Raw genomic sequence first — 24605 nt, 5'->3', positions numbered from 1 at the left:
CGACCAGTCCAAGGAGTGCTGAAAATCCGCTTGCGCCATTCAAATATCTTGTTAATATATTAATAACTTCATCGCCCATCGCACCCAAGGAGCACCCTGTGAACCCACAACCCCGCTGGCAAGGCATCTTCCCTGCCATCACCACCAAGTTCCACGCCGACGAGTCCATCGACGCCGAGGGCACGGCCCGCCACATCGACTTCCAGATCCGCAACGGCATCCATGGCCTGGTGACCTGTGGCTCGCTGGGCGAAGCCAGCACCCTCACGCTGGAAGAAAAGCTCCAGGTTGCCAAGATCGCCCTCGAAGCCGCTGACGGCCGCGTACCAGTGCTCGCCAACGTGTCCGAAACCAGCACCCGCGAGGCCCTGCGGTACATCGACGGCGGCAACAAGCTCGGCGTGGCCGGCTACATGGTCATGCCCTCGGTGATCTACGTGGCCGACGCGCGCGAAGCCATGGCCAACGTGCGCGCCATGGCCCATGCCGCCCAGCGCCCTCTCATGGTCTACAACAACCCCGTGGCCTACCGCGTGGACCTGAAGCCCGAGCACATGCTGGAGCTGGCCGACTGCGAGTGGATCGCCGCCATCAAGGAAAGCACGGGCGACATCCGCCGCATCACCGACCTGCGCAATACCGTGGGCGAGCGCTACCAACTCTTTTTGGGCGTGGACGACCTCGCCTACGAAGGCCTGGCGCTGGGCTGCGACGGCCTGCTGGCCGGCGTGGGCTGCGCCTTCCCGCGCGAGACCGTGGCGCTGTACGAGCTGATGAAGGCTGGCAAATTTGCCGAGGCACTGCCGCTCTACCAGTGGATGACGCCCATGCTGCACCTGGATGTGTCCAACAAGCTCGTGCAGAACCTCAAGCTCATCGACGCACTGGTGGGTGTGGGCACCGAACACATGCGCCGCCCCCGCCTGCCCCTGGTGGGCGACGAACGTGCGTTTGTGGAGAGCGTGGTGCGCAAGGCCCTGGCCACGCGCCCTACAAAATACCAGTCTGTCGCCTGAGACACTGAGCGCCCTACTGCACCACCACCAGAGCACCATGCAACGCATCCACGTGATCGACTCCCACACGGGCGGCGAGCCGACCCGGCTTGTCATCGACGGTTTTCCAGACCTGGGCACTGGCACCATGGCCGAGCGGCGTGCGCTGCTGGCCGAGCGCCACGACGCTTGGCGGGCCGCCACCGTGCTGGAGCCGCGTGGCAGCGATGTGGTGGTGGGGGCCCTTCTGTGTGCGCCACAAGACCCTGCCAACACGGCGGGCGTGATCTTCTTCAACAACAGCGGCTACCTGGGCATGTGTGGCCACGGCACCATCGGCCTCGTCGCATCGCTCGCCTACCTGGGCCGCATCCAGCCTGGCGAGCACCGCATCGAGACACCCGTGGGCACCGTCACCACCACCCTGCACGCCGATGGATCGGTCAGCGTGCGCAACGTGCCCGCCTACCGGCTGCACCACGCATTGGCCATCGAGGTGCCCGGCTATGGCCGCGTGGTCGGCGATGTGGCCTGGGGCGGCAACTGGTTCTTCTTGATCTCGGACCACGGCCAGCGTGTAGCCAGCGACAACCTGGAGGCGTTGATGGGCTACAGCTGCGCCGTGCAGCAGGCCCTCAAAGACCAGGGCATTCGGGGTGACGACGGCGGCGAGATCGACCACATCGAGCTGTTTGCCGACGATGACCAAGCCGATGACCCCGCCGATAGTCGCAACTATGTGCTGTGTCCCGGCAAGGCCTATGATCGCTCGCCCTGCGGCACGGGTACCAGCGCCAAGGTGGCCTGCCTGGCGGCTGACGGCAAGCTGGCACCGGGCGCACTCTGGCGCCAGGCCAGCATCATCGGCAGCCAGTTCGAGGCCAGCTACACGCTGCAGGACGATGGCAAGGTCATCCCCACAATGCGTGGCCGCGCCTACATGAGCGCGGAAGCGACCTTGCTGATCGACGAGGCGGACCCGTTCGGCTGGGGCATCCGGCTGTAAACCGCCTCCTTCCATCCGCACGGCCCCATGCAAACCACCGATGTCCTTGTGATCGGCGCTGGCATCGTCGGCGCGGCCTGTGCCCATGCCCTCGCGCAGGCCGGGCTGTCGGTGCGCGTGATCGATGCGCGCCTCGGCGGCGCCACGGCGGCGGGCATGGGCCATCTGGTGGTGATGGATGACAACGCTGCCGAACTGGCGCTGAGCCAGACATCGCTGGACCTCTGGCACACCTGGGCACCCCACATGGATGCGGGCTGTGCGTTCACGCCCTGCGGCACGCTCTGGCTGGCCGCCAACGATGCAGAGCTGCAGGCGGCCCATGACAAACGCAGCACCCTGCAAGCACACGGAATCGCCTGCGACATGCTCGACGCGGCCGCCCTGGCCCGCGCAGAACCCGCACTGCGCCCCGGGTTGGCGGGAGCGCTCAAGGTGCAGGGCGACAGCGTGGTCTATGCCCCCCGCGCAGCCCAGTGGCTGCTGGACCAGGCCGCAGCCCACAGGCACCTTGTGTTGGAGCAGGCCGAAGCGATGCACATCAACGGCAACACCGTCACTCTGCGCGACGGGAGCCAGCGCAGTGCAGGCGCCATCGTGCTGGCCAGCGGCATCCACGCCCCGCAGCTGTGCCCTGGCCTGCCGCTGCGCCCCAAAAAAGGCCACCTCGTCATCACCGACCGCTACCCGGGCACCGTGCACCACCAGCTGGTGGAGCTGGGCTACATCACCAGCGCCCACCACAGCGACGGTACCTCGGTGGCCTTCAACGTGCAGCCCCGGCCCACAGGGCAGCTGCTGATCGGCTCGTCGCGCGAGTTCGACACCACCGACCCCGCCGTCAACAACGCCGTGATGGCGCGCATGCTGCAACGTGCACTCGACTACCTGCCCGGCCTGGCCGACCTCAATGCCATCCGCACCTGGACCGGTTTTCGCGCCGCCACGCCCGACAGCCTGCCGCTGATTGGCGCGCACCCCGAACACCCGCACCTGTGGCTGGCCGTGGGCCATGAAGGGCTGGGGGTGACCACCGCCCCGGTCAGCGCGCAGTTGCTGGCGGCGCAAATCACCGGAGGCACGCCATTGATCGACCCTTCGCCCTATGCACCTGCACGCTTTGCGGGCCTGAGCCACCCATGACCCCAGCCGCGCGCTCTCTTGTGCAGATCGTCGTGAATGGCACGCCCCTTCAGGTGCCAGCAGGGACCAGCGTCGCCGCCGCTCTCGCCCAGCGAGCACCGGGCACCACACGCACTTCGGTCACCGGCGAGCCCCGGGCGCCGCTGTGTGGCATGGGCGTGTGCCATGAATGCCGGGTGCGCATCCATGGCCGCACCCGCCTGGCATGTCAGACGGACTGCGCCGAGGGCATGCTGATCCACACCGACGTCGGCGCCGCCCCTGGGAGCGCAAAACGATGACCCAGCACCACCCGGCGCACGAGCGCTGCGACATCCTCATCATCGGCGCAGGCCCTGCAGGTTTGGCGGCTGCCCTCGCTGCCGCGCCCAGCGGGGCAGCGATCACCATCGTGGACGACAACCCGCAGCCCGGTGGGCAAATCTGGCGCGATGGCCCCCAGGTGGTCTTGCCCGCCCTGGCGCAACAGCACCGCGCGGCGCTGGCCCGGCACACCAATATCCGCCTGCTGCCTGGCACCCGCGTGGTGGGCCTGGGTGACCCGCAATCCGGCGACAAGGCCCCGGCCCTGCTGCTGGAAGACGCTGACCGGGGCTGGACCCAGCACAGCCACCGCATCATCCTGTGCACCGGCGCCCGCGAGCTGCTGCTGCCCTTCCCGGGCTGGACACTGCCCGGTGTGACGGGTGCAGGCGCCTTGCAGGCCCTCATCAAGGCGGGGCTCGACGTGCGCGGCCAGCGCATCGTCATTGCAGGCACCGGCCCGTTGCTGCTGGCCGCTGCGGCAGCGGCCACAAAGGCCGGAGCCACCGTGGTGCGCGTGGCCGAGCAGGCGCCGTGGAGCGCGCTCGCTGGCTTTGCAGCGCAACTGCCGCGCTGGCCTGCCAAGGCGGTGCAGGCCCTCACCCTGCTTCACTCGCAGTTGCGCGCCAGTAGCCACGTACTGGAAGTCCAAGGCACCACCCAGGTGCAAACAGTGAGGCTGCGCAAAGGCCATCACGCCGAAGAAACCATGGCCTGCGACCGCGTGGCCTGCGGGTTCGGGCTGGTGCCCAACACCCACCTGGGGGCAGATGCTGGGCTGCGCACTGGGCGGGCCGCTGAGCGGTGGCCAGGGCCTGGCTGTCGATGCACAGATGCGCACCAGCGTGCCCGGTGTGTTCGCCGCGGGTGAAGCCACCGGCTTTGGCGGCAGCGAACGTGCACTGGTTCAGGGCGAGATGGCAGGCCATGCTGCGGCGGGACAGGTGCAACAGGCCCAGGCGCTGCGCCCGCAGCTGGCGCACTGGGAGGGCTTTGCGCAGGCGTTGCAGGCTTCGTTTCCACTGAACGAAGCACTCAAAACCCTGGCGCAGCCCGACACCCTGGTGTGCCGCTGCGAAGACGTGCCCTACACTGCGCTGGCCGATCGCGACGGCTGGATCGATGCCAAGCTCCACACCCGCTGCGGCATGGGCGCCTGCCAGGGCCGCATCTGCGGTGCAGCCACGCAGCACCTGTTCGGCTGGGTGCCTGCACCCCCACGGCACCTGCTGGCGCCAGCGCGTATCGGCACACTGGCCACAGCGGCACCACCTGCCACCCCCCAAAGCCCTGCAGCGCCAGTAGCGTCCCACCCCGCCGATGGGGCTGCGGCGCGATCTGCGCAAAGACCCTGAGCGGGTTCTAAGATGCCGCCACTTTCGCCGGATTGCGCACGATGACAACCACCTTCGCCCACCCGCCAGAGCCAGCGCCCAAGCGGCGCGCGGCAGACGTGGCCTACGACGCCATCGAAACCATGATTTCCACGCTGCAGCTTCAGCCCGGCAGCCCGGTGGTCGAGGCCGAGATTGCGGAGCGCACCGGCCTGGGCCGCACGCCGGTGCGCGAGGCGCTGCTGCGCATGGTGTCCATCGGGCTCATCGTGCAGCAGCCCCGGCGCGGGCTGCTGGTGTCGCACATCGACCTTGCCGACCACCTGGACGTGATCCAGACCCGCCGCGTGCTGGAACGGCTGCTCGCCTCCAACGCCGCCCGTCGCGCCACCGCGCCGCAGCGCCAGGCCATCGTGCGGTGCGCCGAAAACATGATGGAAGCCGCAACGCGCGGCCACCTGGACGGCTACATGCAGGCCGACCATGCGCTCGACCTCGTCACCCACCAGGCCAGCCAGAACCACTCGGCCGTCAAATGCGTGCAACCGCTCATCGTGCAGTGCCGCCGCTTCTGGTACGCCTACCAGCACGAAGGCGAGGTATCAGAAGGCGCCCGCGCGCACCTGCAACTGGCGCAGGGCATTGCGAGCGGCGACGAAGCCCGGGCGATGGCAGGTGCAGAGCAGCTGATGGACTACCTGGAAAAGTTTGCACGGCGCATCATCGACCGCTAACCCCGCAGGCGCCGCTAGCGCATGCACCCGACCCGCTAAAAATACTCCCATTTTTATAGCTATCTGCGCTTTTTGCATAAGCGCTGGAGCCCTATTTAATTCATATTTTTCTTCTACCCCCAATGCCAGCACAGGTTTGCCGACGCGACAGTCGGCCAAGGTGTTTGGCGCTACCCTTGCCCCCTTCCTTCTTGCGTTGCTGATGAGAGACCTCCATGGACATGAAGACATCCCCCCTCGCCCTGCTCAACGACCCCACCCTGCTCAAGACCGATGGCCTCATCAACGGCCAGTGGGTGGCTGGCAGCAGCCGCTTTGATGTGAACGACCCGGCCACCGGCCTCAAGCTGGCCGATGTGGCCAACCTGGGCCCGGCCGATGCAGAGGCCGCCATTGCCGCCGCCAACGCCGCCTGGGGCCCGTGGAAGACCAAGACCGCCAAGGAACGCAGCACCATCCTGCGCAAGTGGTTCGACCTGCTCATGGCCCACCAGGACGACCTGGGCCGCATCATGACCGCCGAGCAGGGCAAGCCGCTGGCCGAAGCCAAGGGCGAGGTCGCCTATGGTGCGAGCTTTGTGGAATGGTTTGCCGAAGAAGCCAAGCGCGTCAATGGCGAAACGCTGCCCACCTTTGACAACAACCGCCGCCTGCTGGTCTTGAAGCAGCCCATCGGCGTGTGCGCGGCCATCACGCCATGGAACTTCCCGCTCGCCATGATCACCCGCAAGGTGGCGCCCGCGCTGGCCGCAGGCTGCCCCGTGGTCATCAAGCCCGCCGAGTTGACGCCCCTCACCGCCCTGGCCGCCACCGAGCTGGCCCTGCGCGCGGGCATCCCGCCCGGTGTGTTCAACATCCTGCCGGCCGACAGCGACAACTCCATTGCCATCGGCAAGGTGCTGTGCGCGAGCGACGTGGTGCGCCACATCAGCTTCACCGGCTCCACCGAAGTGGGCCGCATCCTGATGGCGCAGAGCGCGCCCACGGTCAAGAAGATGTCGCTGGAGCTGGGCGGCAATGCGCCCTTCATCGTGTTCGACGATGCCGACATCGACAGCGCCGTGGAAGGCGCCTTTGCCAGCAAATACCGCAACGCGGGCCAGACCTGCGTGTGCTCCAACCGCTTTTATGTGCAGGAAGGCGTGTACGACGAGTTTGTCGCCAAGTTTGCGGCCAGGGTCAAAACCGCCAAGGTGGGCAATGGCTTTGAAGACGGCGTGAACCAAGGCCCGCTGATCGAGGAAGCCGCACTGGAAAAAGTGCAGCGCCATGTGGATGACGCCCTGGCCAAGGGCGGCAAGGTGGTGGCGGGCGGCCAGCGCCTCCAAAGCCTGGGCTCGGGCCAGTTCTTCGAACCCACGGTGGTGGCCAATGCCACGGCCGACATGCTGTGCGCCCGCGAGGAAACCTTTGGCCCCTTCGCACCCATCTTCAAGTTCAATACCGAGCAGGAGGCCATAGACGCCGCCAACAACACCGAGTTCGGTCTGGCCAGCTACTTCTACAGCCGCGACGTGGGCCGCATCTTCCGCGTGACGGAGGCGCTGGAATACGGCATGGTGGGCGCCAACGTCGGCATCCTGGCCACCGAACATGTGCCCTTTGGCGGCGTCAAGCAGTCGGGCCTGGGCCGAGAGGGCTCGCACCACGGCATGGATGACTACGTGGAGATCAAGTACCTGTGCGTGGGCGATGTCCAGAAATGACGGGGTTTGATCAACTCATTTTTTGATAGCTGCTTGCGCTTTCTGGATAAGCGCTAGGAGCCAAAAACACCAAAAAAATCCGGCAGTATCCAGCACGCACTGGATCTGCCGGTTTTTTTGGGCCGATGGCCACGACCAGCCCGGCAACGCACAGGATGCTGCCTATAATCGGCGGCTTCGCGGGTGTCGTTCAATGGTAGGACTCTTGCTTCCCAAGCAAATAACGTGGGTTCGATTCCCATCACCCGCTCCACTGTATCAATCTGCGGACTTCCGCAGAAGTCCAAGAGAGTCTGCAAGTCGTTGCCGCACAAAGACTTTTCCTCTCTTTGATGTTCTGCCGTAGTCCACTGCGATCCGCCTACAGCCGGGACTTTTAAGTCCACAAACAAGTCCATTTTTGCGGGCGCGGCTGATTCCGGATTGTTGATGGAGGGGCGAGGTCGACGTGACCAGCATCTGGTTCCTGACTCATGTTCAGGAGCAAGAGCATGGCACTCTCAGACCTGGCCGTTCGACAGGCCAAGGCAACAGGCAAGGCATACACCCTCCCTGACTTGGATGGCCTCTCCCTGGCCGTCACCGCTGCAGGGGGCAGGACTTGGCACTTCCGCTACTACTGGGCGGGCAAGCAGAAGCGGATGTCGCTCGGCACCTACCCGGAGGTGACGCTTCGCGAGGCCCGCAGCCTACGCGACGAAGCGCGCGCCCTGCTGGCCAAAGGCACCAATCCTCGCGTTCACCGCAAGCAGAAGCGCACTGCTGTCCGGCTCGCCGACGAAAACACCTTCGAGGCGGTGTATCGCAAGTGGCTCAAGCATCGCGGGCTCAGCCTCAAGGAAGGCCGGCAGACGACCCTCTCGATACTTCCGCGCATCTTCGACAAGGATGTGCTGCCCACCTTGGGCAAACGGTCGATCTATGAGATCAAGCGTCCCGACCTCTTGGAGGTGATCGCCAAGATCGAGAAGCGCAGGGCGCTCTCCGTCGCCGAGAAAGTCAGGGCGTGGTTCAACCAACTGTTCCGTTACGCGCTGGTGATCGTGCCGGGCCTGGAGCAGAACCCGGCCTCCGATCTCGATGTGGTGGCGCTGCCGCTGCCACCTGTCAACCACAACCCGTTCCTGCGCATGGCCGAGCTGCCGAAGCTGTTGCAGCGGCTGCGCAGCTATCGCGGCAGGCGGCAGACCCAACTCGGGCTTCGGCTATTGCTGCTGACTGGCGTGCGAACCGGAGAGCTGCGACAGGCGACGCCGGATCAATTCGATCTGGACCGTGGGCTGTGGATCATCCCGCCCGACGTCGTGAAGCAACTCCAGTTGGATATGCGCAAGAAGCGGCAGCAGCCAAAGGACATCCCGCCCTACATCGTGCCGCTGTCGATTCAGGCCATGGAGATCGTCCGGCACCTGCTGGATGAGTTCAAGCCGGCCCAGCGCTACCTGTTCCGGCACGACAGCGACTTGAAGAAGCGCATCAGCGAGAACACGCTCAATGGTGCGCTCAAGCGCATGGGCTATCAGGAACGCCTGACCGGACACGGTATTCGCGGCACGATGTCCACCGCGCTCAACGAGATCGGCTACCCGAAAGTCTGGGTGGATGCACAGCTCTCGCATGTCGATCCCAACAAGGTCAGCGCGACCTACAACCATGCCGAGTACGTGGAGCAGCGTCGCCGCATGATGCAGGACTGGGCCGATCGGCTCGACCTCTTCGAGCAGAACCAGGTCGAGGCGGCCAGCATGCCGCTCACCGTGCATCTGGAAGGCGTACCCGCGTTCCCGAATGAGCAAACCGCAAGCGCACCTTCCACGCCGGTTGCCGCTTCGCCAATCCTGCTGGTGACGAAGCCGGGTGACGCCATGCCGTTGGTTTCTGCCGCCACACATCGGCTGCCGGCGGTTCCGCCCCCTCGATCGGCCGCGCCGCTGGTGCCTTCGGACATTCAGCGCGAGAGGATGGAACTGTTCGATGTCTTCGAAGCGCCGCACAACCTTCCCGTCGCGGCGTTTGCCAAGATGGCGGGCAAGTCCCGCAGGTGGATCAGCTACGAGATCAAGGCGGGCAACTTGCTGGCGTTGAACGTGGGCAACCGCGGCCAGCGCGTGCCGGACTGGCACCTCGACCCACTCAAGCACGAGCAGATCCAGTCCGTCCTCAAGCTGACCAGGGGTGCGGACCCTTGGCAGCTCTACCATGCACTGCTGCAGCCGCGCTCGATGCTGCGGGGGCGTTCGGCACTGGAGGGCGTGACGGCCAGCAATCTCGACAAGCTCGTCATGGCCGTGAGCACAGCCGTGAAGGAAAGCGAATGGACCCTGCCGCGAGTCGTGGTTGCCTAGCAGCAGGAATGCGGGATCGTGGCGAAACCGCGATCCCGGCGTATCTGTCAGGACACCAAGCGCGCGCGGCGGGCGAATCTTGCCTGGGTGTCCGACAAGGAAGCGTTGCGGCGCAGCAGGTAAGCCATCACGATCGTTGGTGCGCCGGCCAGCGGCCGCACGGCGACGCCTCGGCGTAGGTAGCTCGCCAGTCTCGCGGCAGGCGCAATGGCGATCCCGTACCCGGCGGCAACCAACGTCATCGCCACATCGAATGTCTCCACCGCTTGCTCTCGCTCCTGCAGCGCGTTCTCGAACACACGCTGCACGGTCATGCGCCATGGTTCATCGGCCGTGGACTGCGAGCAGATCAAGGGCTGCTTGAGCACTTCCTGGCACGGCACTTCACGGTAGGCCAGCAGGTGGGAGCGCTTGGCCACGGCGACCGCCAGCGTGTCATGCCACAGCGGTTCGCATACCCAGCCAGGCCACTGCCGGGAAACCGCAGACAAGGCGAAGTCGAAGCCGTCGTCCGGCAGCTCCGCGCCTCGACCGGGATCTGTCCAGCCGGCCAGGACGGCATGAGTCTCCGGCTCTTCGGCACGCTGCAGGGCGAGCACGTCGGCGAGCTGGGGAGGCACCCATTCGCCGAGGACGGCCATGCGAATTTCGGCGGTGATGTCACTCGATTCCACGTCCAGCTCCCCCAGGCGGTGAACTCGTGGCAACTGATCTCGAAGCCGTTGGATGAGTTAAGTTTAACGTGGTTTAAATCGTGACCGTGTTCGACGCTCTTGGCAATGCCAAAGCGTTCGATCCAAAGGGGCCGCCCCACCGGCACCACTACCTACGAAGCGGAACCAGCCATCGCGTTTGGGGCTGCCGTGCGGGAAGAGAGAACCAACCAGGGCATCGCTCAGGAAACGCTGGCCCACATGGCCGGCATCGAACGGTCGCACATGGGCAAGATCGAGCGCGGCGAGCATGTCCCCACGCTCCCTCTCATCCTCAAGATTGCCCGTGCGCTGAAATGCAGTTCCGCCCACTTGATGACTCTGACCGAAGCCAAGCTGGCAGAGTCGGCCCCATCCGCGGATTGAAGCCGGCCCGCACAGCGGCCGCATGCCTACGCCTGATCGTCGTCCTTGCCCCCAAGGGCTGAATCTTCGCGCTTTGCGGCCTCGTTGAGGAGCCGCAGGTATGGGTTGTCTGGCGGCGTCTCCTGGAACAGCGCATCCGGGCTGACGAGCAGGTAGCCGTGCAGCCGGCGCGACTTGCGCGGCCCCGTGACTTCGCAGGTCCAGATGTTCAGCCCGCTCGGCTGCTTGCGGTGCTGTCCCAGCTTCTCGAAGCGTTTCTGCACCCACTGCCACCCCTCCAGCTTCTCCTGCTTGGCTAGCGCGGCGACTTGAAGGTACTCCTGCGCGTAGCGCTGGAACACGCCGGGGCTGACGAGATAGGTCGTACCGGCGACGGTATGCACCAGGGCCTTGGCGTCGTTGATGATGAGCTTGCGCGTCTGGACGCTCTGACGCAGCCAGGCCATGAAGTGCGCCCCGGAGGGCTCCGTGCGATCCTGGGAAGGCGCGAGGCTCATCTGCGGCGGGGGCACGGTCGAAGGGGCCGGCTCGGGCTCGGCAACAGGGGAACTCGGGATCTCCGGTGCCGTGGGTGGAGCGGAGTCGCCCAGCAGGTCGAGCAGCGCGGCCACGCCGGTATCCGTGGCTGCGGATGCGATCGGCGCCGTGCTCGCGGATGCAGCCTCGATGCCTTCCGCGCGCGGCCCATCGGCCACCGCCGGCGGCGTCGGCTCCGCCTGTTCCTCTTCGACCTGCACACGGCCTGCGAACGGCGCCGGCTGGTCGACGGCATCCCAGATCATCGCCGGCGAGAGCTTCAGGAAGGTAAAGGCGTGCGACCAGCCGGCGTCGCTGGTGACGGCAGCCTTCCAGATCGCCTTGCCATCCGGCGTTGGCTGCACGATGCCGTGATCCTGCAGCACGTTGAACACCGCCGTGTTGCTCGCCGGGATGCCGTCGATGCCCTGCGACAGCAGATGTGCGCGCAGCTTGTCGGAGACGGTCTTGCTCACCAGCCACAGGGCGTCTTGGGTCAGCCAACCGTCCGCCGGGCCGGCCTGGTTCAACTTGAATTCTTCCTTGAGCAGGTAGCGCAAGCCGTCGAGCAATTTGCGTTGCAGCGCATGCTTGGGCGCCGCCAGCGCCTTGCTGGGATCGCCGCCGAGTTCTTGGGCGACCGATGCCTGGTCGGCCTGCACGACCAGCTCGCCGAGCGTGCCGGCGTGCTCGTACTGGCCGGCCAGCACGTACAGCAGCGCGGCCCAGAGGTCGGGATAGCCGCTGAGCCAGTCGAAGATGTCCCGATCGAGAAGGCGCGCGTAGAGCAGCCCGGTGGCGGCGCTATGCAGGCGGTACTCGCGCTCCTTTCGGTAACGGAAGCGGTAGGGCTTTCGCAGCGGGCCGTGCCAGGGATGCCAGACGCTGCCGTCGGCATGCTCGACGTGCAGATCGACCGCAATCTTGCCGATGTCGTGCAGCAGGGCCGCGTAGGCCGTGCCTGCGGTCCAGGCTTCGGCCTGGGCCGCCTGTGCCTCCGGCGTGACGCCCGCAGGCAGCAGGTATGACTGCCGCAATTTCAGCGCATAGGCGACGATCTCCAGGCCGTGGTCCAGCATGCCGCCCGGATAGGCGTGGTGGTGGTTCTCGGAGGCCGGGAACTGCTGGACCAGCTCGGCGTAGCGCTCCAGTGGGGCGAGGTAGAGCGTGGCGAACTGTCGGCGCGAGAGCGAGGTGCGCTGCCAGATGTGTTCCAGCAGCTTCTGCCGACGCGGTGTGGCCAGCAGCGATGCGGCCGACTCCGGCCGCATCGACCCTTTCGGAGTTTCGATGGCGGATGTGGGCGGTGTGCCGGCGGCGGGTGGCACCCTTTTGCGCTGGAACAGCGAGAGCATGGCGAACCCCGGATGACGGGCTGCTCGGGGCGCCTTTTGGCCTTTTCAGGATAGGGCCTTTCCCCTTGGCGCCCTTCCTTTGCCCCTTCTCAGCCCTTTGGCCTTTGTCGGAAGCCTTTGGGTATAGGGCCGTTGCTTCGTGGATGCCACGATGAATGCGGCATGGGGCAATCCCGGCAAGTGGGGCGCTGCGGGATGTTCGTCAGCTCTGGCCCAAGCCGGTGTCGAGGGCGGCGGATTGCGCTGCGAAGTCGTCGGGACGGCGCTTGCGGAAGGTTTCGAGATTGGCGAGCTTCCAGCGCAGTGCCGGCAGTTGCGCGGCGTGCTGGCACTGCACCAGCGACCAGTCCGGTTCTGCGCGCGCCAGCCCGCTCAGAAACCGCCTGTGCGCGGTGCTCAGTCGCTGTGGCAGCTCGCGCCGCAGCCTGCCGCGAGCGTCGAGCAGTATCTCCAGGGAGCAGTCCACTTCGGTCATGCCGACAAAGGCCCGCTCGTACTCGCCGGCGATGTCCTTGTCGTTGCCGAACAGCACTTCGTGGGGCGGCCGGTTGTGGCCCGCCAGATAGATCACGAAGCACTCGACCATGCCGTCGCCGATGTCGCCCGATTCGTAGAGTTGCCACACGTCGAACAGGTCGCGGGGGTGCTGCCGATCCAGCGCGGCCACCAGCTTGCTGGCGTACAGCTCGTCCGGTGCCAGAACCGGCAGCTCGAACTCGACGCCGAACAGATCGCTGGTCTTGGCGCTCAGCGGCCGCCGCTCGACGGGCAGCACGCTGCCTCGGAACACGACGTTGACCTCGATCTTCACCTGGCTGGCGTCGTTCTCGACGATCAGCTTGGTGTCTCCCAGGTCCTTGGCGCGAACCAGGCGTGTCTGCACGCCCAGTGGCGCAACGCGCGTGGCGATGGCGGCCAGCTCCTGGTTGATGGCTTGCAGCGCTTCGTCGCGCGGCGTCTGCCACGGGAGGTATACCACGTCGATGTCCACCGACAGACGCGGCATGTCCCGCACGAAGAGGTTGATGGCCGTGCCGCCCTTCATGGCGAAGATGTCGTTGGCGAACACGTCGGGCGCGACGGCCAGCAGCAGGCGAACGGTGTCCCCGTAGGTCTTATCCATGAGGTCTCAGGCTCAGCAAGGTGCCGTCATCGAGCCGGCTCATCCAGCGCGTGTTGCTGCCGGTGCGAACCGGGTACTGTTCCAGCAGGGCATCGACATCCACGAGGCTGGTCTCGCGCGCCCAGGTGAGGAACAGGCGCACGGCCTTCACGCTGGCGCAGCAAGACAGCAGTTGCCCGAGCAAGTCCTTGCGGGGGGAACGCAGTCCATCGAAGAGGTTGCGGGCCTCTTCGAGGCTCTGCTTGACGCCGGCTTCGTACAGCAGCTCCAGAACGGCACGCTCGGAGGCAGCCACCCGCAGATCCTCGGGCAGGCCAGGCGGCGTGGTCAGGGTCTTGCTGGCCAGCGCCGTGTCCGGCCAGTCGAACAGGCGGGCGTGGACGTAGCGGGCCGGAAAGCGCGAGGTGAACCAGGCTGGCAACACGAAACGACCGTCGCCCCACAGCACCAGCGCCTCCCGGCTGCCCAGGTTGTGCCGCACACCCTGCAGGGCCAGGGCGCTCTTGCCGCCGACGTGCAGGCCGGGCACGCGCTGTTGCAGGAACTTCAGCGCACCGTAGACCCCGAATTCATCGTTCGGGAAGGCATAGACGCCATGGGCCAGGCGCACGAGCCACCCGCCGTCGGCATAGTGGGCGGCGAGCTGGGGCGACACCCCGAACTGGCTCAGGGTGGCAAGGTCGAACGGCGCCCCGCGGGGAAGTCCCGCCTGCAGCCGCTTGATTACCTGGTGCCTAGAATTTCCATCCATGGTGTAAAAATAGCACGGAATCCAATCAGCCCCTAGAGCTATCGCAGGAACGTGCATGGAAAGTAGCATAAGGTTTGATTTATAGTGCAGAATCTAATCGCCCTGCGACCCGAGCCAACCCGGCTCTGCCGGCCGCAACCCGCCCTCCTGATCGCGGTCTATGCTGGAGGGCAGGCCACGACCGGCCGCTCCGCGAGGTGAGGCACCACTGAAGCCGAGGCATATGAGCATGACCACCAACACGCACAACGGGCGCTGGAGCCACCGGCTGGGCCGGGGGGCTGGCCGTGCCTGGCGTGGATACCTGCGCCGCGAGCAGCGTGTCGCCGGCTGGCTGGTGACGCGCGGGGTGCCCGCGGGCGCGGCGACGGCGGTGCTCTGGATCGTGAAGCTCGCCGTGCTCGGTGCGCTGCTCTACTCCGCGTTCTGGCTGGCCCTGCTGCTTGCCTTTGCGGTGACTGCTGCATGGCTCGTGCAGCACGACGACTCTGATCAAGAGGAACCGCAACCCGAGTGGAGGGAAGGCCCCAACGGCTTCGGGCTTTATGACAAGAGCGACTGGCGCATCGACCCGCATGTGACCGACGACGACTGAACGGCGGTCACTTCTTCGATACGGCGCTCATTGCCATACCAGCGCCACGCCCTCCAGCGCCCTTGGCGTCCGAGGTGGCGGTGGACAACCCCTGCACGATATTTCCCGTGCGAACGCCTGCCCAAGCCAATGCCATGACCCAAAACGTCGGCAGCACGATGAACATCATCGCCATGACGAAGTTGAGCAGCATGTCGCCAAAGGCGTTGTTCAAGCCGATCAGCGGATCGAAGTTCGTGTGCGGCCTGTCGGCGCCAAACCCCCAGCCGTAGAGCACGTCCAGGATCGTGCTGTCGATCCAGCGCGCGAGTGTAATGACCCAGCGGTTTCTGCACAGGTCAGGCTGCTAAAGCATAGGCCTCAGCAGGTGTTTTCATGCCCAGCGCCTGATGCGGACGCCGGTGGTTGTAAAACTGGATCCAGTCGCCGATCACCCGGATGGCGTGTTGCTGGCTCTCAAAGCGATGGCGGTGCGCACACTGCTCCTTCAGCGTCCGGATGACACGCTCGACCATGCCGTTTTGCTGCGGGCAATGCGGTGTTATGAACTCCTGCTGCAAGCCATAGCTGCGAACCAGCCGCGTGTAGTGGCGGCTGGTGAACACCAATCCATTGTCCGAGCGCAGCAGGAACGGCACGGGGACGCGCCCGAGCGTGCCGTAGCGGGTGATCAGGGCTTGCTCCAGGGCCGCAGCGGCGGTGCTGGCCTTGCCGCTTCGCGAGAGTTGCCAGCCCAGCAACTGACGGGTGTGGCAGTCGATGACCAGCGCCAACGTCAGCCACCCATCCCGGCCGCCCCAGATGCGGCACAGATCGGTCGCCCAACGCTCATCGGGCCCCTGGGCCACCGATGGCAAGGCCTGGATGCGGGGCCGCCGGCCCACAGCACGTTTGCGGACCTGCCAACCCTTGAGCTGGAAGATCCGCTGCACCGTGTTCTTGTTCATGCCCAGAAGTCCGGCCACCGTGCGGTAGCCGAACGACGGCTCCTCTTCGATCAGCGCCTTGATGGGCTCGGCCAGCGCCGGCTTGACCGTCGGCGGCGCCTTCGTCGGCCGGTAATACACCGTGCGCCGCGCCACCCCGAACCACCGGCACAACTTCACCATCGAGACCTCGAAGCCCTCCGCGCGCAGTCCCTGCTGGATCGAGAGCATCAGGTCTCGTCCTTGCCCAGCAGGGACGCCAATTTTTTTCTGGCGCGCAACTCCAGCATGGCCTCGCCGTAGGCTTCCTGAAGGTCCTTGAGCTGCCGCTCGTACTGGTCCCGTACATCCTCCGGCTTCGCTCGCAGGGCGTTCTCCATGCCGCGCTTGGCGTCATCGACCCAGCTCTCGATCTCCGACGGCGCCAGATCGAACTGCCGGCTCGCCTCAGCCACCGTCGTCTTCCCTTGGATGATCTCCAGTACCAACGCCGACTTCCGCCGAGCTGTCCAACGCTTGATCTCTTCTTCCATCACTTGGCTCATCGTGCTCTCCGTCAAAAGGTAGCACCTGAGCAGGAAATCACTGGGTCATTACAGCAATCAGCCGCGCATCCAGCCCATAGCCGCGCAGCTTGCGTGCCCAGTGATGCGCACCGCCGCAGGCCTCCAGGGCCACCAGGCAGCCGGGAGGCAGCTCCGCGCACCAGGCCGCAAACTTGTCAGCGGCCAGCGCCTTGGCAACCACCACGCGCGCATCCACCGCATGCACCTAGATAACCCGCTTGGCCAGATCCACCCCGACTCGGGCAATCTCGTTCATGGACTTCCCCTTTCACATGGCTGCAGATTGATGACTTGGGGAGCACCATCGCGGTGGCAGCCAACATTTGTTTCCTGGCTGCTTACGATTGAGTCACATCAATCGGCCAGCAGGTCGCTGGGTGTTGACTCTTGACTTTCGGCATGTTAGGCGCAATATCTTGCAAAGTCTTGCAAGAATTTCCTCGAGCGAGGCCGCGTGACGACGGAACTTGTGGGGGTGGTATGACAGCGCGCCAGCAGGCGATCTTCACACTCGACGAGTTGGCTACCTACTTAAAGGTCGGCAAGCGGACGCTTTACCGGCTCGCCGCGCACGGCGAAATTCCGGCCTTCAAGGTCGGCGGGACGTGGCGGTTTCGTCAAAGTGAAATCGATCAATGGATCAATGATCAGATCCAAGCGGGCAGAAAGAAGGAGGTGATACGCACAGATGAGCAGCCAAAGTCAGCGGAACACTCCGTGTCGTCTGGGCGCGCTGTCCGTCGCCGCAGGCAAACGGAGTGAGCGAGAGTCTTCAATTTTTCTTCTGGAGGTGTGACATGGACATTGATTTCAAGAAATTGGCTCCCTGGAACTGGTTCAAGAAGGAGCAGGAAGAACAACAGAGCACTGCCTCGCTGCCGGTGCAGCGCAATGACCTGCCGGTGGCGGGTGGGCCCGTCAGTCCCATCCTGCAATTGCATCGCGAGATCGACCGCCTGTTCGACGACGCGTTTCGAGGCTTCGGTTTCCCGACGCTGGCCATGCCACGCTGGCCGTCGGAGTGGCCGGGCCTGCTGAAACCGGCGCTGGACATCCAGGAGACCGACAAGCAGTACAAGATCGCCCTGGAAGTGCCCGGCGTCGAGGAAAAAGACATCCAGATCACGCTCGACAATGACGTGCTGCTGGTGCGCGGTGAAAAGCGTCAGGAGCAGGAAACGAAAGACGGCGGTTTCCACCGGGTGGAGCGCTCCTACGGCAGCTTTCAGCGCGCTCTGAACCTGCCGGCCGATGCCAACCAGGACACGATCAAGGCCGCTTTCAAGAACGGCGTGCTCACGATCACGATGGAAAAGCGCGAGGCCAGTACGCCCAAGCAGGGGCGCTCGATCCCGATCAACGGCTGACGCGGGGCAGCGCGTTTTTCTCAAAAACCACAAAGAGATGAGGCACCGTGATCGGCGGTGCCTCGTCAGATCAATCTTTACAGGAGCATCAGCATGGCCAGAAAACAATGCCAGGTCTGCGGCCAGCCCGCCACGGTGCGGGTGGCACCATGCTGTTGTGTGACGATCACTATCGCCAACTGGTGCGCCAGCAAAAGCGCACCGTCTCACCGCTGGAAGCCTTGTTCGGCTCGCGCAGCGGGCTGTTCGAAGACTTCCTTGGCAGCGACTTCTTCCGCATCGGTGACGACGCACCGTCCATGGCGGCCGATACCGACGAGGTCGTCGATGCCTCGTTCGGCGAACCCGCCCCGGCCGGTACGGGCACCGCGCGCCGTCGCGGCAGTGGGCTCGCCAGCCGTATCAGCGAACAGTCCGAGGCCCTATTGCAGGAGGCCGCCCGACACGCTGCAGAGTTCGGGCGCGCCGAAGTCGATACCGAACACCTGCTGCTGGCGCTATCCGACAGCGACGTGGTCAAGACCATCCTGGGGCAGTTCAAGATCAAGGTCGATGACCTCAAGCGCCAGATCGAATCCGAAGCCAAGCGCGGCGACAAGCCGTTCGAGGGCGAGATCGGCGTGTCGCCCCGGGTCAAGGACGCGCTCAGCCGTGCTTTCGTGGCCTCCAACGAACTCGGCCACTCTTATGTCGGGCCGGAGCATTTCCTGATCGGGCTCGCCGAGGAAGGCGAAGGTTTGGCGGCCAACCTGCTGCGCCGTTACGGCCTCACGCCGCAAGCGCTGCGCCAGCAGGTAAGCAAGGTGGTCGGCAAAGGGGCCGAGGATGGCCGCGCCGAGACGCCGACCAACACGCCGGAACTCGACAAGTATTCGCGCGACCTCACCAAGATGGCGCGCGAGGGCAAGCTCGATCCGGTCATCGGCCGCGCGCAGGAGATCGAGACGACCATCGAAGTGCTGGCCCGGCGCAAGAAGAACAACCCGGTGCTGATCGGCGAGCCCGGCGTCGGCAAGACCGCCATCGTCGAAGGGCTGGCGCAGCGCATGGTCGCCGGCGAAGTGCCCGAGACGCTGCGCGACAAGCGTCTGGTCGAACTCAACATCAACGCCATGGTGGCAGGCGCCAAGTACCGCGGCGAGTTCGAGGAGCGCGTGCAGAAGGTTCTCAAGGAAGTGACCGAGCACCAGGGCGAGCTGATTCTCTTCATCGACGAGGTGCACACCATCGTCGGTGCAGGCCAGGGTGGCGGCGAAGGCGGGCTGGACGTGGCCAACGTGTTCAAGCCGATGATGGCGCGCGGCGAACTGAACCTGATCGGCGCCACCACGCTCAACGAGTATCAGAAGTACATCGAGAAGGACGCCGCGCTGGAGCGTCGCTTCCAGCCGGTGATGGTGCCCGAGCCGACGGTAGCGCAGACCATGATGATCCTGCGCGGCCTGCGCGACACCTTCGAGGCGCACCACAAGGTCAGCATCACCGAGGACGCGATCATTGCCGCCGCCGAGTTGTCCGATCGCTACATCACCGCGCGCTTTTTGCCCGACAAGGCCATCGACCTGCTCGACCAGGCGGCCGCACGCGTGAAGCTGTCGGCCACGGCCCGCCCGGTGGCCGTGCAAGAGCTGGAGGCCGAACTGCACCAGTTGCGGCGTGAGCAGGACTATGTGGCCTCGCGCAAGCAGTACGAGAAGGCTTCCGAGCTCGGCAAGCGCATCGAGGCCAAAGAGGCCGAACTCAAGAAGCTTGTCGAGGATTGGGAGCGCGAGCGCGCCTCGGGCAGCGCCGAGGTCAAGGCAGAGCACGTGGCGCAGATCGTCTCGCGGCTGACCGGCATCCCGGTCAACGAGCTGACGGTGGAAGAACGCGAGAAGCTGCTGCATCTGGAACAGCGGCTGCATGAGCGCCTGGTGGGACAGGACGAAGCAGTACGTGCCGTGGCCGATGCCGTGCGGCTGTCGCGCGCGGGCCTGCGCGAAGGCAGCAAGCCGGTGGCCACCTTCCTGTTCCTCGGGCCGACGGGTGTGGGCAAGACCGAACTCGCCAAGGCACTGGCCGAGTCCGTCTATGGCGATGAGGGTGCGCTGCTGCGCATCGACATGTCCGAGTACGGTGAACGCCATACCGTGGCACGCCTGGTGGGCGCGCCTCCGGGTTATGTGGGCTACGACGAGGGCGGCCAGCTCACCGAGAAGGTGCGCCGCAAGCCCTACAGCGTGCTGCTGCTCGACGAGATCGAGAAGGCGCACCCCGACGTCTACAACATCCTGCTGCAGGTGTTCGACGACGGCCGGCTCACCGACGGCAAGGGCCGGGTGGTGGATTTCACCAACACCATCATCATCGCCACCTCGAATCTGGGCTCGGACATCATCCAGCGTCGTCTCAAGGCGCGTGGTGCGGCCGGCGAGGAGTACGAAAAGACCAAGGCCGAGGTGATGGACGTGTTGCGCGGCCACTTCCGGCCCGAGTTTCTCAACCGTATCGACGAGATCATCGTCTTCCATGCGCTGGGCAAGGAGGAGATCCGCCATATCGTCGGCCTGCAGCTCGATCGCGTGGCCCGCAACGCCGCCAGCCAGGGCGTGACGCTCAGCTTCGATCAGACCTTGATCGACCACTTCGCGGAGGAAGGCTACAAACCCGAGTTCGGCGCGCGCGAGCTCAAGCGGCTGATCCGCAGCGAACTGGAGACCGCATTGGCGCGCGAGATGCTGGGTGGTGGCATCGGCAAGGCCGATCACGCCAGCGCGCGCTGGGACGACAAGGCCGAACGGGTGGTCTTCGAGCGCCAGGAGCCACCCGCGAAGCCGGCCGAGCCTGAAAAGCCCGATGCTGCGAACGTGGCCGAAGCGCCGCCGAGCGACGAGAGCAAGCCTAAGCGCAAGAAGAAGTCAGCGGGCGGCGAATCTTGAGTTATGGGGAGGCTGTCGTGTCCGACCCCAACGGGCTGACATGGGCAGCCACCCTCGTGTCGCTGGCGGTCGCTATCCCCACAGCGGGGCACGCGATCATCTACAAGCGTGACCCGCGATCGGCCACGCTGTGGGTACTGCTGATCGCCTTGTTGCCGCTGGGCGGTTCGCTGCTGTATGGGCTGTTCGGCATCAACCGTTACCAGCGGCGGGCGCGGCGGCTTTTTCCGGGAGCAGATCATGCTGTTCGGCAAGGCCTCTCGCCCACGATGCCCGAGGCTGTATCGGCGCCGCTTGCCGGTCTGGCGCACCTGGTGGGACGCGCCACCGGCCAGTCGCTGACCGGCGGCAACCGCATCGAGCCGCTTGTCGATGGCGAGCAGGCCTACCCGGCCATGCTCGATACCATCGAATCGGCGCGGCACAGCGTCGCGCTGGCTTCGTACATCTTCGACAGCCAAGGCATCGGGGCGCAGTTCGTCGATGCGCTGCGCCGGGCTCATGAGCGCGGCGTGCAAGTGCGGGTGCTGATCGACGACGTCTATGCCCGCTGGTCGCCCCGCAGCGCCTACCGCGCCTTGCAACGCGCCGGCGTTCCGGCAGCTACGTTCAACCCGACGTTGATTCCCGCGCGCCTGCATGCCGCGCATCTGCGCAATCACCGCAAGCTGCTGGTGATCGATGGCGAGACAGGTTTCACCGGTGGCATGAACATCTGCAGCCCGTATTGGCGGCCCGATGCGCCGGAGCAGGCCTGTCACGATCTGCACTTTCGTCTGCGCGGGCCAGTGGTTGCGCATCTGATGCGGTGCTTCACCGATGATTGGTGCGATACCACGGGCGAGCGGCTCAGCGAGGGTTTCTGGGGCGAATCGCCCGCAACGGCTGATGAACAAGGAAACTCTTGGGCGCGCGGCATCGAGGCCGGTCCCGATGATGCCCTGGACAGGATGCGCTGGACCCTCATGGGCGCTTTGAGCGCGGCGAAGCATTCGGTGCGCATCTGGACACCTTACTTCGTCCCCGATCAGCCGATGATCGCGGCGCTGAGCACGGCCGCGTTGCGCGGCGTGCGTGTCGAGGTGCTGACACCCGCGAGCTGCGACCATCCCACGGTGCAATGGGCTGCGCGCGCTCACTACTGGCAGGTGATGGAGCACGGTGTACGCATCTTCGAGCGGCAGGGCCCCTTCGATCACACCAAGCTGATGCTGGTCGATGGCCGATGGTGTTGCCTGGGTTCGGCCAACTGGGACGCGCGCAGCCTGCGCCTCAACTTCGAGTTCAATGTGGAGGTGTACGACACCGCGCTGTCTACGCGGCTGGAATCCCTTTTTGATGCCGCTCGTGATGCGTCGGGCGAGATATCGGCGAAGGCGTTGCGCGCCCGCCCGCTGGCCATCCGCTTGCGCGACGGGGTGGCCCGTCTGTTCACCCCCATTCTCTAGCGACACGACTTGCGAGGAACATTGCCCATGGAAAAGAAAATCAATGGAACATTGGCTACTGGATCGTCGCCGGCCTGTTGCTGCTGACGCTGCAGAACTACTGGCAGGCGGCCAAGACCGTCGAGCCCGTGCCCTACAGCGAATTCGAGAAGGCGCTGGCCGAGGGGCGCGTCGCCGAAGTGCTGGTGTCGGACCGCACGGTCACCGGGCGCCTGAAATCGCCGGACAGCCGGGGCAAGACCACCATCGTGGCCACCCGTGTCGAACCCGACCTGGCCGAGCGGCTGTCCAAGTACGACGTGCCCTATGCGCGGGTGGTGGAAAGCACCTGGCTACGTGATGTGCTCTCCTGGATTCTGCCGGCGGTGGCCTTCTTCGGCGTCTGGTTCTTCCTGTTCCGCCGCTTCGCCGAGAAGCAGGGCATGGGTGGCTTCCTGAGCATCGGCAAGAGCCGTGCCAAGGTATTCATGGAGAAGAACACTGGCGTGACCTTTGCCGATGTCGCTGGCGTCGATGAAGCCAAGGCGGAGTTGGTTGAGATCGTCGATTTCCTCAAGAATCCGCAGGAGTATGGACGGCTCGGGGCGCGCATCCCGAAAGGTGCGTTGCTGGTTGGCCCGCCCGGCACGGGCAAGACCCTGCTGGCCAAGGCCGTGGCGGGCGAGGCCGGGGTACCGTTCTTTTCCATCTCAGGCTCGGAGTTCGTCGAGATGTTCGTCGGCGTGGGTGCAGCGCGCGTGCGCGACCTGTTCGAGCAGGCCCGCGGGCAGGCGCCGGCCATCATCTTCATCGACGAGCTCGATGCGCTGGGCCGCGCGCGCGGCGTCGGCGGCCCCATCGGCGGCCACGACGAGCGCGAGCAGACCCTCAACCAGCTGCTCACGGAGATGGACGGCTTCGACAGCTCGGTCGGGCTGATCATCCTCGCCGCCACCAACCGCCCCGAAATCCTCGACCAGGCGCTGCTGCGCGCCGGTCGCTTCGACCGTCAGGTGCTGGTGGACCGGCCCGACAAGAAGGGACGGCTGGACATCCTGAAAGTCCACGTCAAGAAGGTGACGCTGGCTCAGGATATCGATCTCGAACAGGTGGCTGCGCTGACCACGGGCTTTTCGGGTGCAGACCTCGCGAACCTGGTCAACGAGGCCGCGCTGGCCGCGACCCGGCGCAAAGCGTCCGCCGTGGAGTTGCAGGATTTCACCGCCGCCATCGAGCGCATCGTGGCGGGCCTGGAGAAGAAGAACCGAGTGCTCAATCCCAAGGAGCGGGAAACCGTGGCCTATCACGAGATGGGGCATGCGCTGGTGGCGCTGGCGCTGCCCGGCACCGATCCGGTACACAAGATTTCAATCGTTCCGCGTGGCATCGGTGCACTCGGCTACACCCTGCAGCGGCCCACCGAAGACCGATTTCTGATGACACGTGCCGACCTGGAGCACAAGATCGCCGTGCTCCTGGGAGGGCGCGCGGCTGAGAAGCTCGTGTTTGGCGAGCTGTCCACAGGGGCTTCAGACGATCTCGCGCGGGCCACCGACATCGCCCGCGACATGATTACGCGCTTCGGCATGGATGAGGGCTTGGGGTACGTTGCTTTTGAGGCACAGAGGCCGCGTTTTCTTGATGCGCCTGAACTGGTACAGGGTGGCTGCCGGGTAGCCGAATCGACTCAGACACGCATCGACCAAGCCATCCGTGACATCGTGATGGGTGTGTTTGATCGTGCATACCGAATTCTCGAAATTAACCGAGAAGTGCTGGAGCGGTGCGCGCGCGAACTGCTCGCACGGGAAACGCTGGATGAATACAGCATCCGGCAACTGACGCAAGGGCTACAGCTCGAATCCCCATGTCACAGCGGCCCAACTGCCGGAGCCATTACTTCCTCTGTGTCCCAAGGAGCCACCTCATGAGTGACAGCATTCATATCGTCTGCCCACACTGCCAATCCATCAATCGCGTGCCAGCCAACAAGTTGGCAGAGAAGCCCAATTGCGGGCGGTGCCAGCACCCGCTGTTCACCGGAGAACCCATTGATCTGACCACAGCGACCTTCGCCCGTCATCTGGAGCGCAGTGACCTGCCGCTGCTGGTTGACTTTTGGGCGCCGTGGTGCGGACCGTGCAAGATGATGGCGCCGCAGTTCGAGCAGGCAGCCTCCCTGCTTGAACTCAAGGTGAGGTTGGCCAAGGTAAATACCGAGGCCGAGCCTCACCTGGCCGCCCAGTTCGGTATTCGCAGCATTCCAACCCTGATTTTGTTCCGAGGGGGACATGAGGTTGCACGTCAGGCGGGCGCCATGGGCGCGCAGGACATTATGCGCTGGGTAACATCCCGCTTGCCGCAATGACCCGGCGCGAACCACCCTGCTTATCAGTTGTTCGATCCTTGAAGAAAG

At 65.2% G+C, this 24605-nt stretch carries 21 protein-coding genes, 1 tRNA gene and 3 pseudogenes; 17 read left to right on the top strand and 8 right to left on the bottom strand.

Annotated features, from left to right (window positions below; genetic code table 11):
* The first annotated feature begins 98 nt into the window (after window positions 1-98).
* The 9 genes and pseudogenes from KYG_RS17595 to KYG_RS17560 all read left to right on the top strand — a co-directional run bounded on the left by KYG_RS17595 (window position 99) and on the right by KYG_RS17560 (window position 9566).
* A complete protein-coding gene (locus KYG_RS17595; RefSeq protein WP_008906283.1) occupies window positions 99-1016 on the top strand; it encodes a dihydrodipicolinate synthase family protein in 918 nt (305 codons plus the stop codon).
* Window positions 1017-1053: 37 nt separating this feature from the next.
* Window positions 1054-2001, top strand: a complete 948-nt coding sequence (locus KYG_RS17590; protein WP_008906282.1) for a 4-hydroxyproline epimerase — start codon at window positions 1054-1056, stop codon at window positions 1999-2001.
* A 27-nt stretch (window positions 2002-2028) separates the two neighbouring features.
* Entirely contained in the window at window positions 2029-3144 is a 1116-nt protein-coding gene (locus KYG_RS17585; RefSeq protein ID WP_008906281.1) for an FAD-binding oxidoreductase, read from the top strand.
* Window positions 3141-3425, top strand: coding sequence for a (2Fe-2S)-binding protein (locus KYG_RS23965; protein ID WP_085942615.1), 285 nt, complete (start codon window positions 3141-3143; stop codon window positions 3423-3425). The genes KYG_RS17585 and KYG_RS23965 overlap by 4 nt, the downstream gene beginning before the upstream one ends.
* Window positions 3422-4802: pseudogene (locus tag KYG_RS17580) on the top strand (FAD-dependent oxidoreductase). The gene KYG_RS23965 and the pseudogene KYG_RS17580 overlap by 4 nt, the downstream one beginning before the upstream one ends.
* Before the next feature lie 41 nt (window positions 4803-4843).
* Window positions 4844-5515, top strand: a complete 672-nt coding sequence (locus KYG_RS17575) for a GntR family transcriptional regulator (protein WP_008906279.1) — start codon at window positions 4844-4846, stop codon at window positions 5513-5515.
* A 215-nt stretch (window positions 5516-5730) separates the two neighbouring features.
* Window positions 5731-7221 (top strand): NAD-dependent succinate-semialdehyde dehydrogenase, encoded by a 1491-nt coding sequence (locus KYG_RS17570; RefSeq protein ID WP_008906278.1) that lies wholly within the window; start codon window positions 5731-5733, stop codon window positions 7219-7221.
* Between the two features lie 179 nt (window positions 7222-7400).
* A tRNA-Gly gene (locus tag KYG_RS17565) sits at window positions 7401-7474 on the top strand.
* 238 nt (window positions 7475-7712) lie between these two features.
* The gene (locus tag KYG_RS17560) at window positions 7713-9566 is read left to right on the top strand and encodes an integrase arm-type DNA-binding domain-containing protein (protein ID WP_008906277.1); all 1854 of its coding nucleotides are present in this window, start codon (window positions 7713-7715) and stop codon (window positions 9564-9566) included.
* Between the two features lie 47 nt (window positions 9567-9613).
* Here KYG_RS17560 and KYG_RS17555 read toward each other — a convergent pair whose 3' ends face one another.
* On the bottom strand, window positions 9614-10240 hold the full coding sequence (locus KYG_RS17555; protein WP_008906276.1) for a substrate-binding domain-containing protein: 627 nt from the start codon (window positions 10238-10240) through the stop codon (window positions 9614-9616).
* Window positions 10241-10345: 105 nt separating this feature from the next.
* On the opposite strand from KYG_RS17555, the gene KYG_RS17550 reads away from it, so the two are divergent.
* Entirely contained in the window at window positions 10346-10645 is a 300-nt protein-coding gene (locus tag KYG_RS17550; protein WP_003282197.1) for a helix-turn-helix domain-containing protein, read from the top strand.
* Window positions 10646-10671: 26 nt separating this feature from the next.
* Here KYG_RS17550 and mobH read toward each other — a convergent pair whose 3' ends face one another.
* From mobH to KYG_RS17535, 3 genes are all read right to left on the bottom strand, one after another.
* Window positions 10672-12516, bottom strand: a complete 1845-nt coding sequence (gene mobH, locus KYG_RS17545) for a MobH family relaxase (protein WP_008906275.1) — start codon at window positions 12514-12516, stop codon at window positions 10672-10674.
* A 202-nt stretch (window positions 12517-12718) separates the two neighbouring features.
* Window positions 12719-13639, bottom strand: a complete 921-nt coding sequence (locus KYG_RS17540) for a nucleotidyl transferase AbiEii/AbiGii toxin family protein (RefSeq protein WP_008906274.1) — start codon at window positions 13637-13639, stop codon at window positions 12719-12721.
* Complete coding sequence (locus tag KYG_RS17535) at window positions 13632-14390, bottom strand: type IV toxin-antitoxin system AbiEi family antitoxin domain-containing protein (protein ID WP_008906273.1); 759 nt, start codon at window positions 14388-14390, stop codon at window positions 13632-13634. The genes KYG_RS17540 and KYG_RS17535 overlap by 8 nt, the downstream gene beginning before the upstream one ends.
* A 223-nt stretch (window positions 14391-14613) precedes the next feature.
* Between KYG_RS17535 and KYG_RS17530 the strand changes: the two genes are divergently transcribed.
* Complete coding sequence (locus KYG_RS17530; protein ID WP_008906272.1) at window positions 14614-14985, top strand: DUF3742 family protein; 372 nt, start codon at window positions 14614-14616, stop codon at window positions 14983-14985.
* A gap of 7 nt (window positions 14986-14992) precedes the next feature.
* On the opposite strand, the pseudogene KYG_RS17525 reads toward KYG_RS17530, so the two are convergent.
* The 4 genes and pseudogenes from KYG_RS17525 to KYG_RS17510 all read right to left on the bottom strand — a co-directional run.
* A pseudogene (locus tag KYG_RS17525) lies at window positions 14993-15295 on the bottom strand (conjugal transfer protein TraG N-terminal domain-containing protein); the annotation flags it as partial.
* Window positions 15296-15323: 28 nt separating this feature from the next.
* Window positions 15324-16142 carry an IS3 family transposase gene (locus KYG_RS17520; RefSeq protein ID WP_008906270.1) on the bottom strand — a complete coding sequence of 273 codons (819 nt, stop codon included), beginning with the start codon at window positions 16140-16142 and terminating at the stop codon, window positions 15324-15326.
* Window positions 16142-16456, bottom strand: a complete 315-nt coding sequence (locus tag KYG_RS17515) for a DUF1153 domain-containing protein (RefSeq protein ID WP_008906269.1) — start codon at window positions 16454-16456, stop codon at window positions 16142-16144. The genes KYG_RS17520 and KYG_RS17515 overlap by 1 nt, the downstream gene beginning before the upstream one ends.
* A 52-nt stretch (window positions 16457-16508) precedes the next feature.
* Window positions 16509-16682, bottom strand: a pseudogene (locus KYG_RS17510) (IS110 family transposase); the annotation flags it as partial.
* Window positions 16683-16957: 275 nt separating this feature from the next.
* Between KYG_RS17510 and KYG_RS17505 the strand changes: the two are divergent.
* From KYG_RS17505 to trxC, 6 genes are all read left to right on the top strand, one after another.
* A complete protein-coding gene (locus tag KYG_RS17505; protein ID WP_008906267.1) occupies window positions 16958-17239 on the top strand; it encodes a helix-turn-helix domain-containing protein in 282 nt (93 codons plus the stop codon).
* A 35-nt stretch (window positions 17240-17274) separates the two neighbouring features.
* Window positions 17275-17844: an Hsp20/alpha crystallin family protein gene (locus KYG_RS17500; RefSeq protein ID WP_008906266.1), complete on the top strand. Its 570-nt coding sequence runs from the start codon at window positions 17275-17277 to the stop codon at window positions 17842-17844.
* Window positions 17845-17993: 149 nt separating this feature from the next.
* Complete coding sequence (gene clpK, locus KYG_RS17495) at window positions 17994-20762, top strand: heat shock survival AAA family ATPase ClpK (RefSeq protein ID WP_050813891.1); 2769 nt, start codon at window positions 17994-17996, stop codon at window positions 20760-20762.
* A gap of 17 nt (window positions 20763-20779) precedes the next feature.
* Window positions 20780-22210 (top strand): cardiolipin synthase, encoded by a 1431-nt coding sequence (gene cls / locus KYG_RS17490; RefSeq protein WP_008906264.1) that lies wholly within the window; start codon window positions 20780-20782, stop codon window positions 22208-22210.
* A 20-nt stretch (window positions 22211-22230) separates the two neighbouring features.
* Complete coding sequence (gene ftsH / locus KYG_RS17485; protein ID WP_034695163.1) at window positions 22231-24120, top strand: ATP-dependent zinc metalloprotease FtsH; 1890 nt, start codon at window positions 22231-22233, stop codon at window positions 24118-24120.
* Window positions 24117-24557: a thioredoxin TrxC gene (gene trxC, locus KYG_RS17480; protein ID WP_008906262.1), complete on the top strand. Its 441-nt coding sequence runs from the start codon at window positions 24117-24119 to the stop codon at window positions 24555-24557. Before ftsH ends, trxC begins: the two co-directional genes overlap by 4 nt.
* Window positions 24558-24605: the final 48 nt, after the last annotated feature.

This window comes from Acidovorax sp. NO-1, assembly GCF_000238595.1.
Taxonomy (GTDB): Bacteria; Pseudomonadota; Gammaproteobacteria; order Burkholderiales; family Burkholderiaceae_C; genus Acidovorax.
This window is presented reverse-complemented; position numbering and strand designations above follow the sequence as displayed.

What these genes read in the sequence shown, in the direction of transcription:
- KYG_RS17590 (WP_008906282.1), top strand. Translation starts at nt 1,054, where the DNA reads ATGCAACGCATCCACGTGATCGACTCCCACACGGGCGGCGAGCCGACC.
- KYG_RS17585 (WP_008906281.1), top strand. Translation starts at nt 2,029, where the DNA reads ATGCAAACCACCGATGTCCTTGTGATCGGCGCTGGCATCGTCGGCGCG.
- KYG_RS23965 (WP_085942615.1), top strand. Translation starts at nt 3,141, where the DNA reads ATGACCCCAGCCGCGCGCTCTCTTGTGCAGATCGTCGTGAATGGCACG.
- KYG_RS17575 (WP_008906279.1), top strand. Translation starts at nt 4,844, where the DNA reads ATGACAACCACCTTCGCCCACCCGCCAGAGCCAGCGCCCAAGCGGCGC.
- KYG_RS17570 (WP_008906278.1), top strand. Translation starts at nt 5,731, where the DNA reads ATGGACATGAAGACATCCCCCCTCGCCCTGCTCAACGACCCCACCCTG.
- KYG_RS17560 (WP_008906277.1), top strand. Translation starts at nt 7,713, where the DNA reads ATGGCACTCTCAGACCTGGCCGTTCGACAGGCCAAGGCAACAGGCAAG.
- KYG_RS17550 (WP_003282197.1), top strand. Translation starts at nt 10,346, where the DNA reads ATGCCAAAGCGTTCGATCCAAAGGGGCCGCCCCACCGGCACCACTACC.
- mobH (WP_008906275.1), bottom strand. Translation starts at nt 12,516, where the DNA reads ATGCTCTCGCTGTTCCAGCGCAAAAGGGTGCCACCCGCCGCCGGCACA.
- KYG_RS17540 (WP_008906274.1), bottom strand. Translation starts at nt 13,639, where the DNA reads ATGGATAAGACCTACGGGGACACCGTTCGCCTGCTGCTGGCCGTCGCG.
- KYG_RS17535 (WP_008906273.1), bottom strand. Translation starts at nt 14,390, where the DNA reads ATGGATGGAAATTCTAGGCACCAGGTAATCAAGCGGCTGCAGGCGGGA.
- KYG_RS17530 (WP_008906272.1), top strand. Translation starts at nt 14,614, where the DNA reads ATGAGCATGACCACCAACACGCACAACGGGCGCTGGAGCCACCGGCTG.
- KYG_RS17520 (WP_008906270.1), bottom strand. Translation starts at nt 16,142, where the DNA reads ATGCTCTCGATCCAGCAGGGACTGCGCGCGGAGGGCTTCGAGGTCTCG.
- KYG_RS17515 (WP_008906269.1), bottom strand. Translation starts at nt 16,456, where the DNA reads ATGAGCCAAGTGATGGAAGAAGAGATCAAGCGTTGGACAGCTCGGCGG.
- KYG_RS17505 (WP_008906267.1), top strand. Translation starts at nt 16,958, where the DNA reads ATGACAGCGCGCCAGCAGGCGATCTTCACACTCGACGAGTTGGCTACC.
- KYG_RS17500 (WP_008906266.1), top strand. Translation starts at nt 17,275, where the DNA reads ATGGACATTGATTTCAAGAAATTGGCTCCCTGGAACTGGTTCAAGAAG.
- clpK (WP_050813891.1), top strand. Translation starts at nt 17,994, where the DNA reads ATGCTGTTGTGTGACGATCACTATCGCCAACTGGTGCGCCAGCAAAAG.
- trxC (WP_008906262.1), top strand. Translation starts at nt 24,117, where the DNA reads ATGAGTGACAGCATTCATATCGTCTGCCCACACTGCCAATCCATCAAT.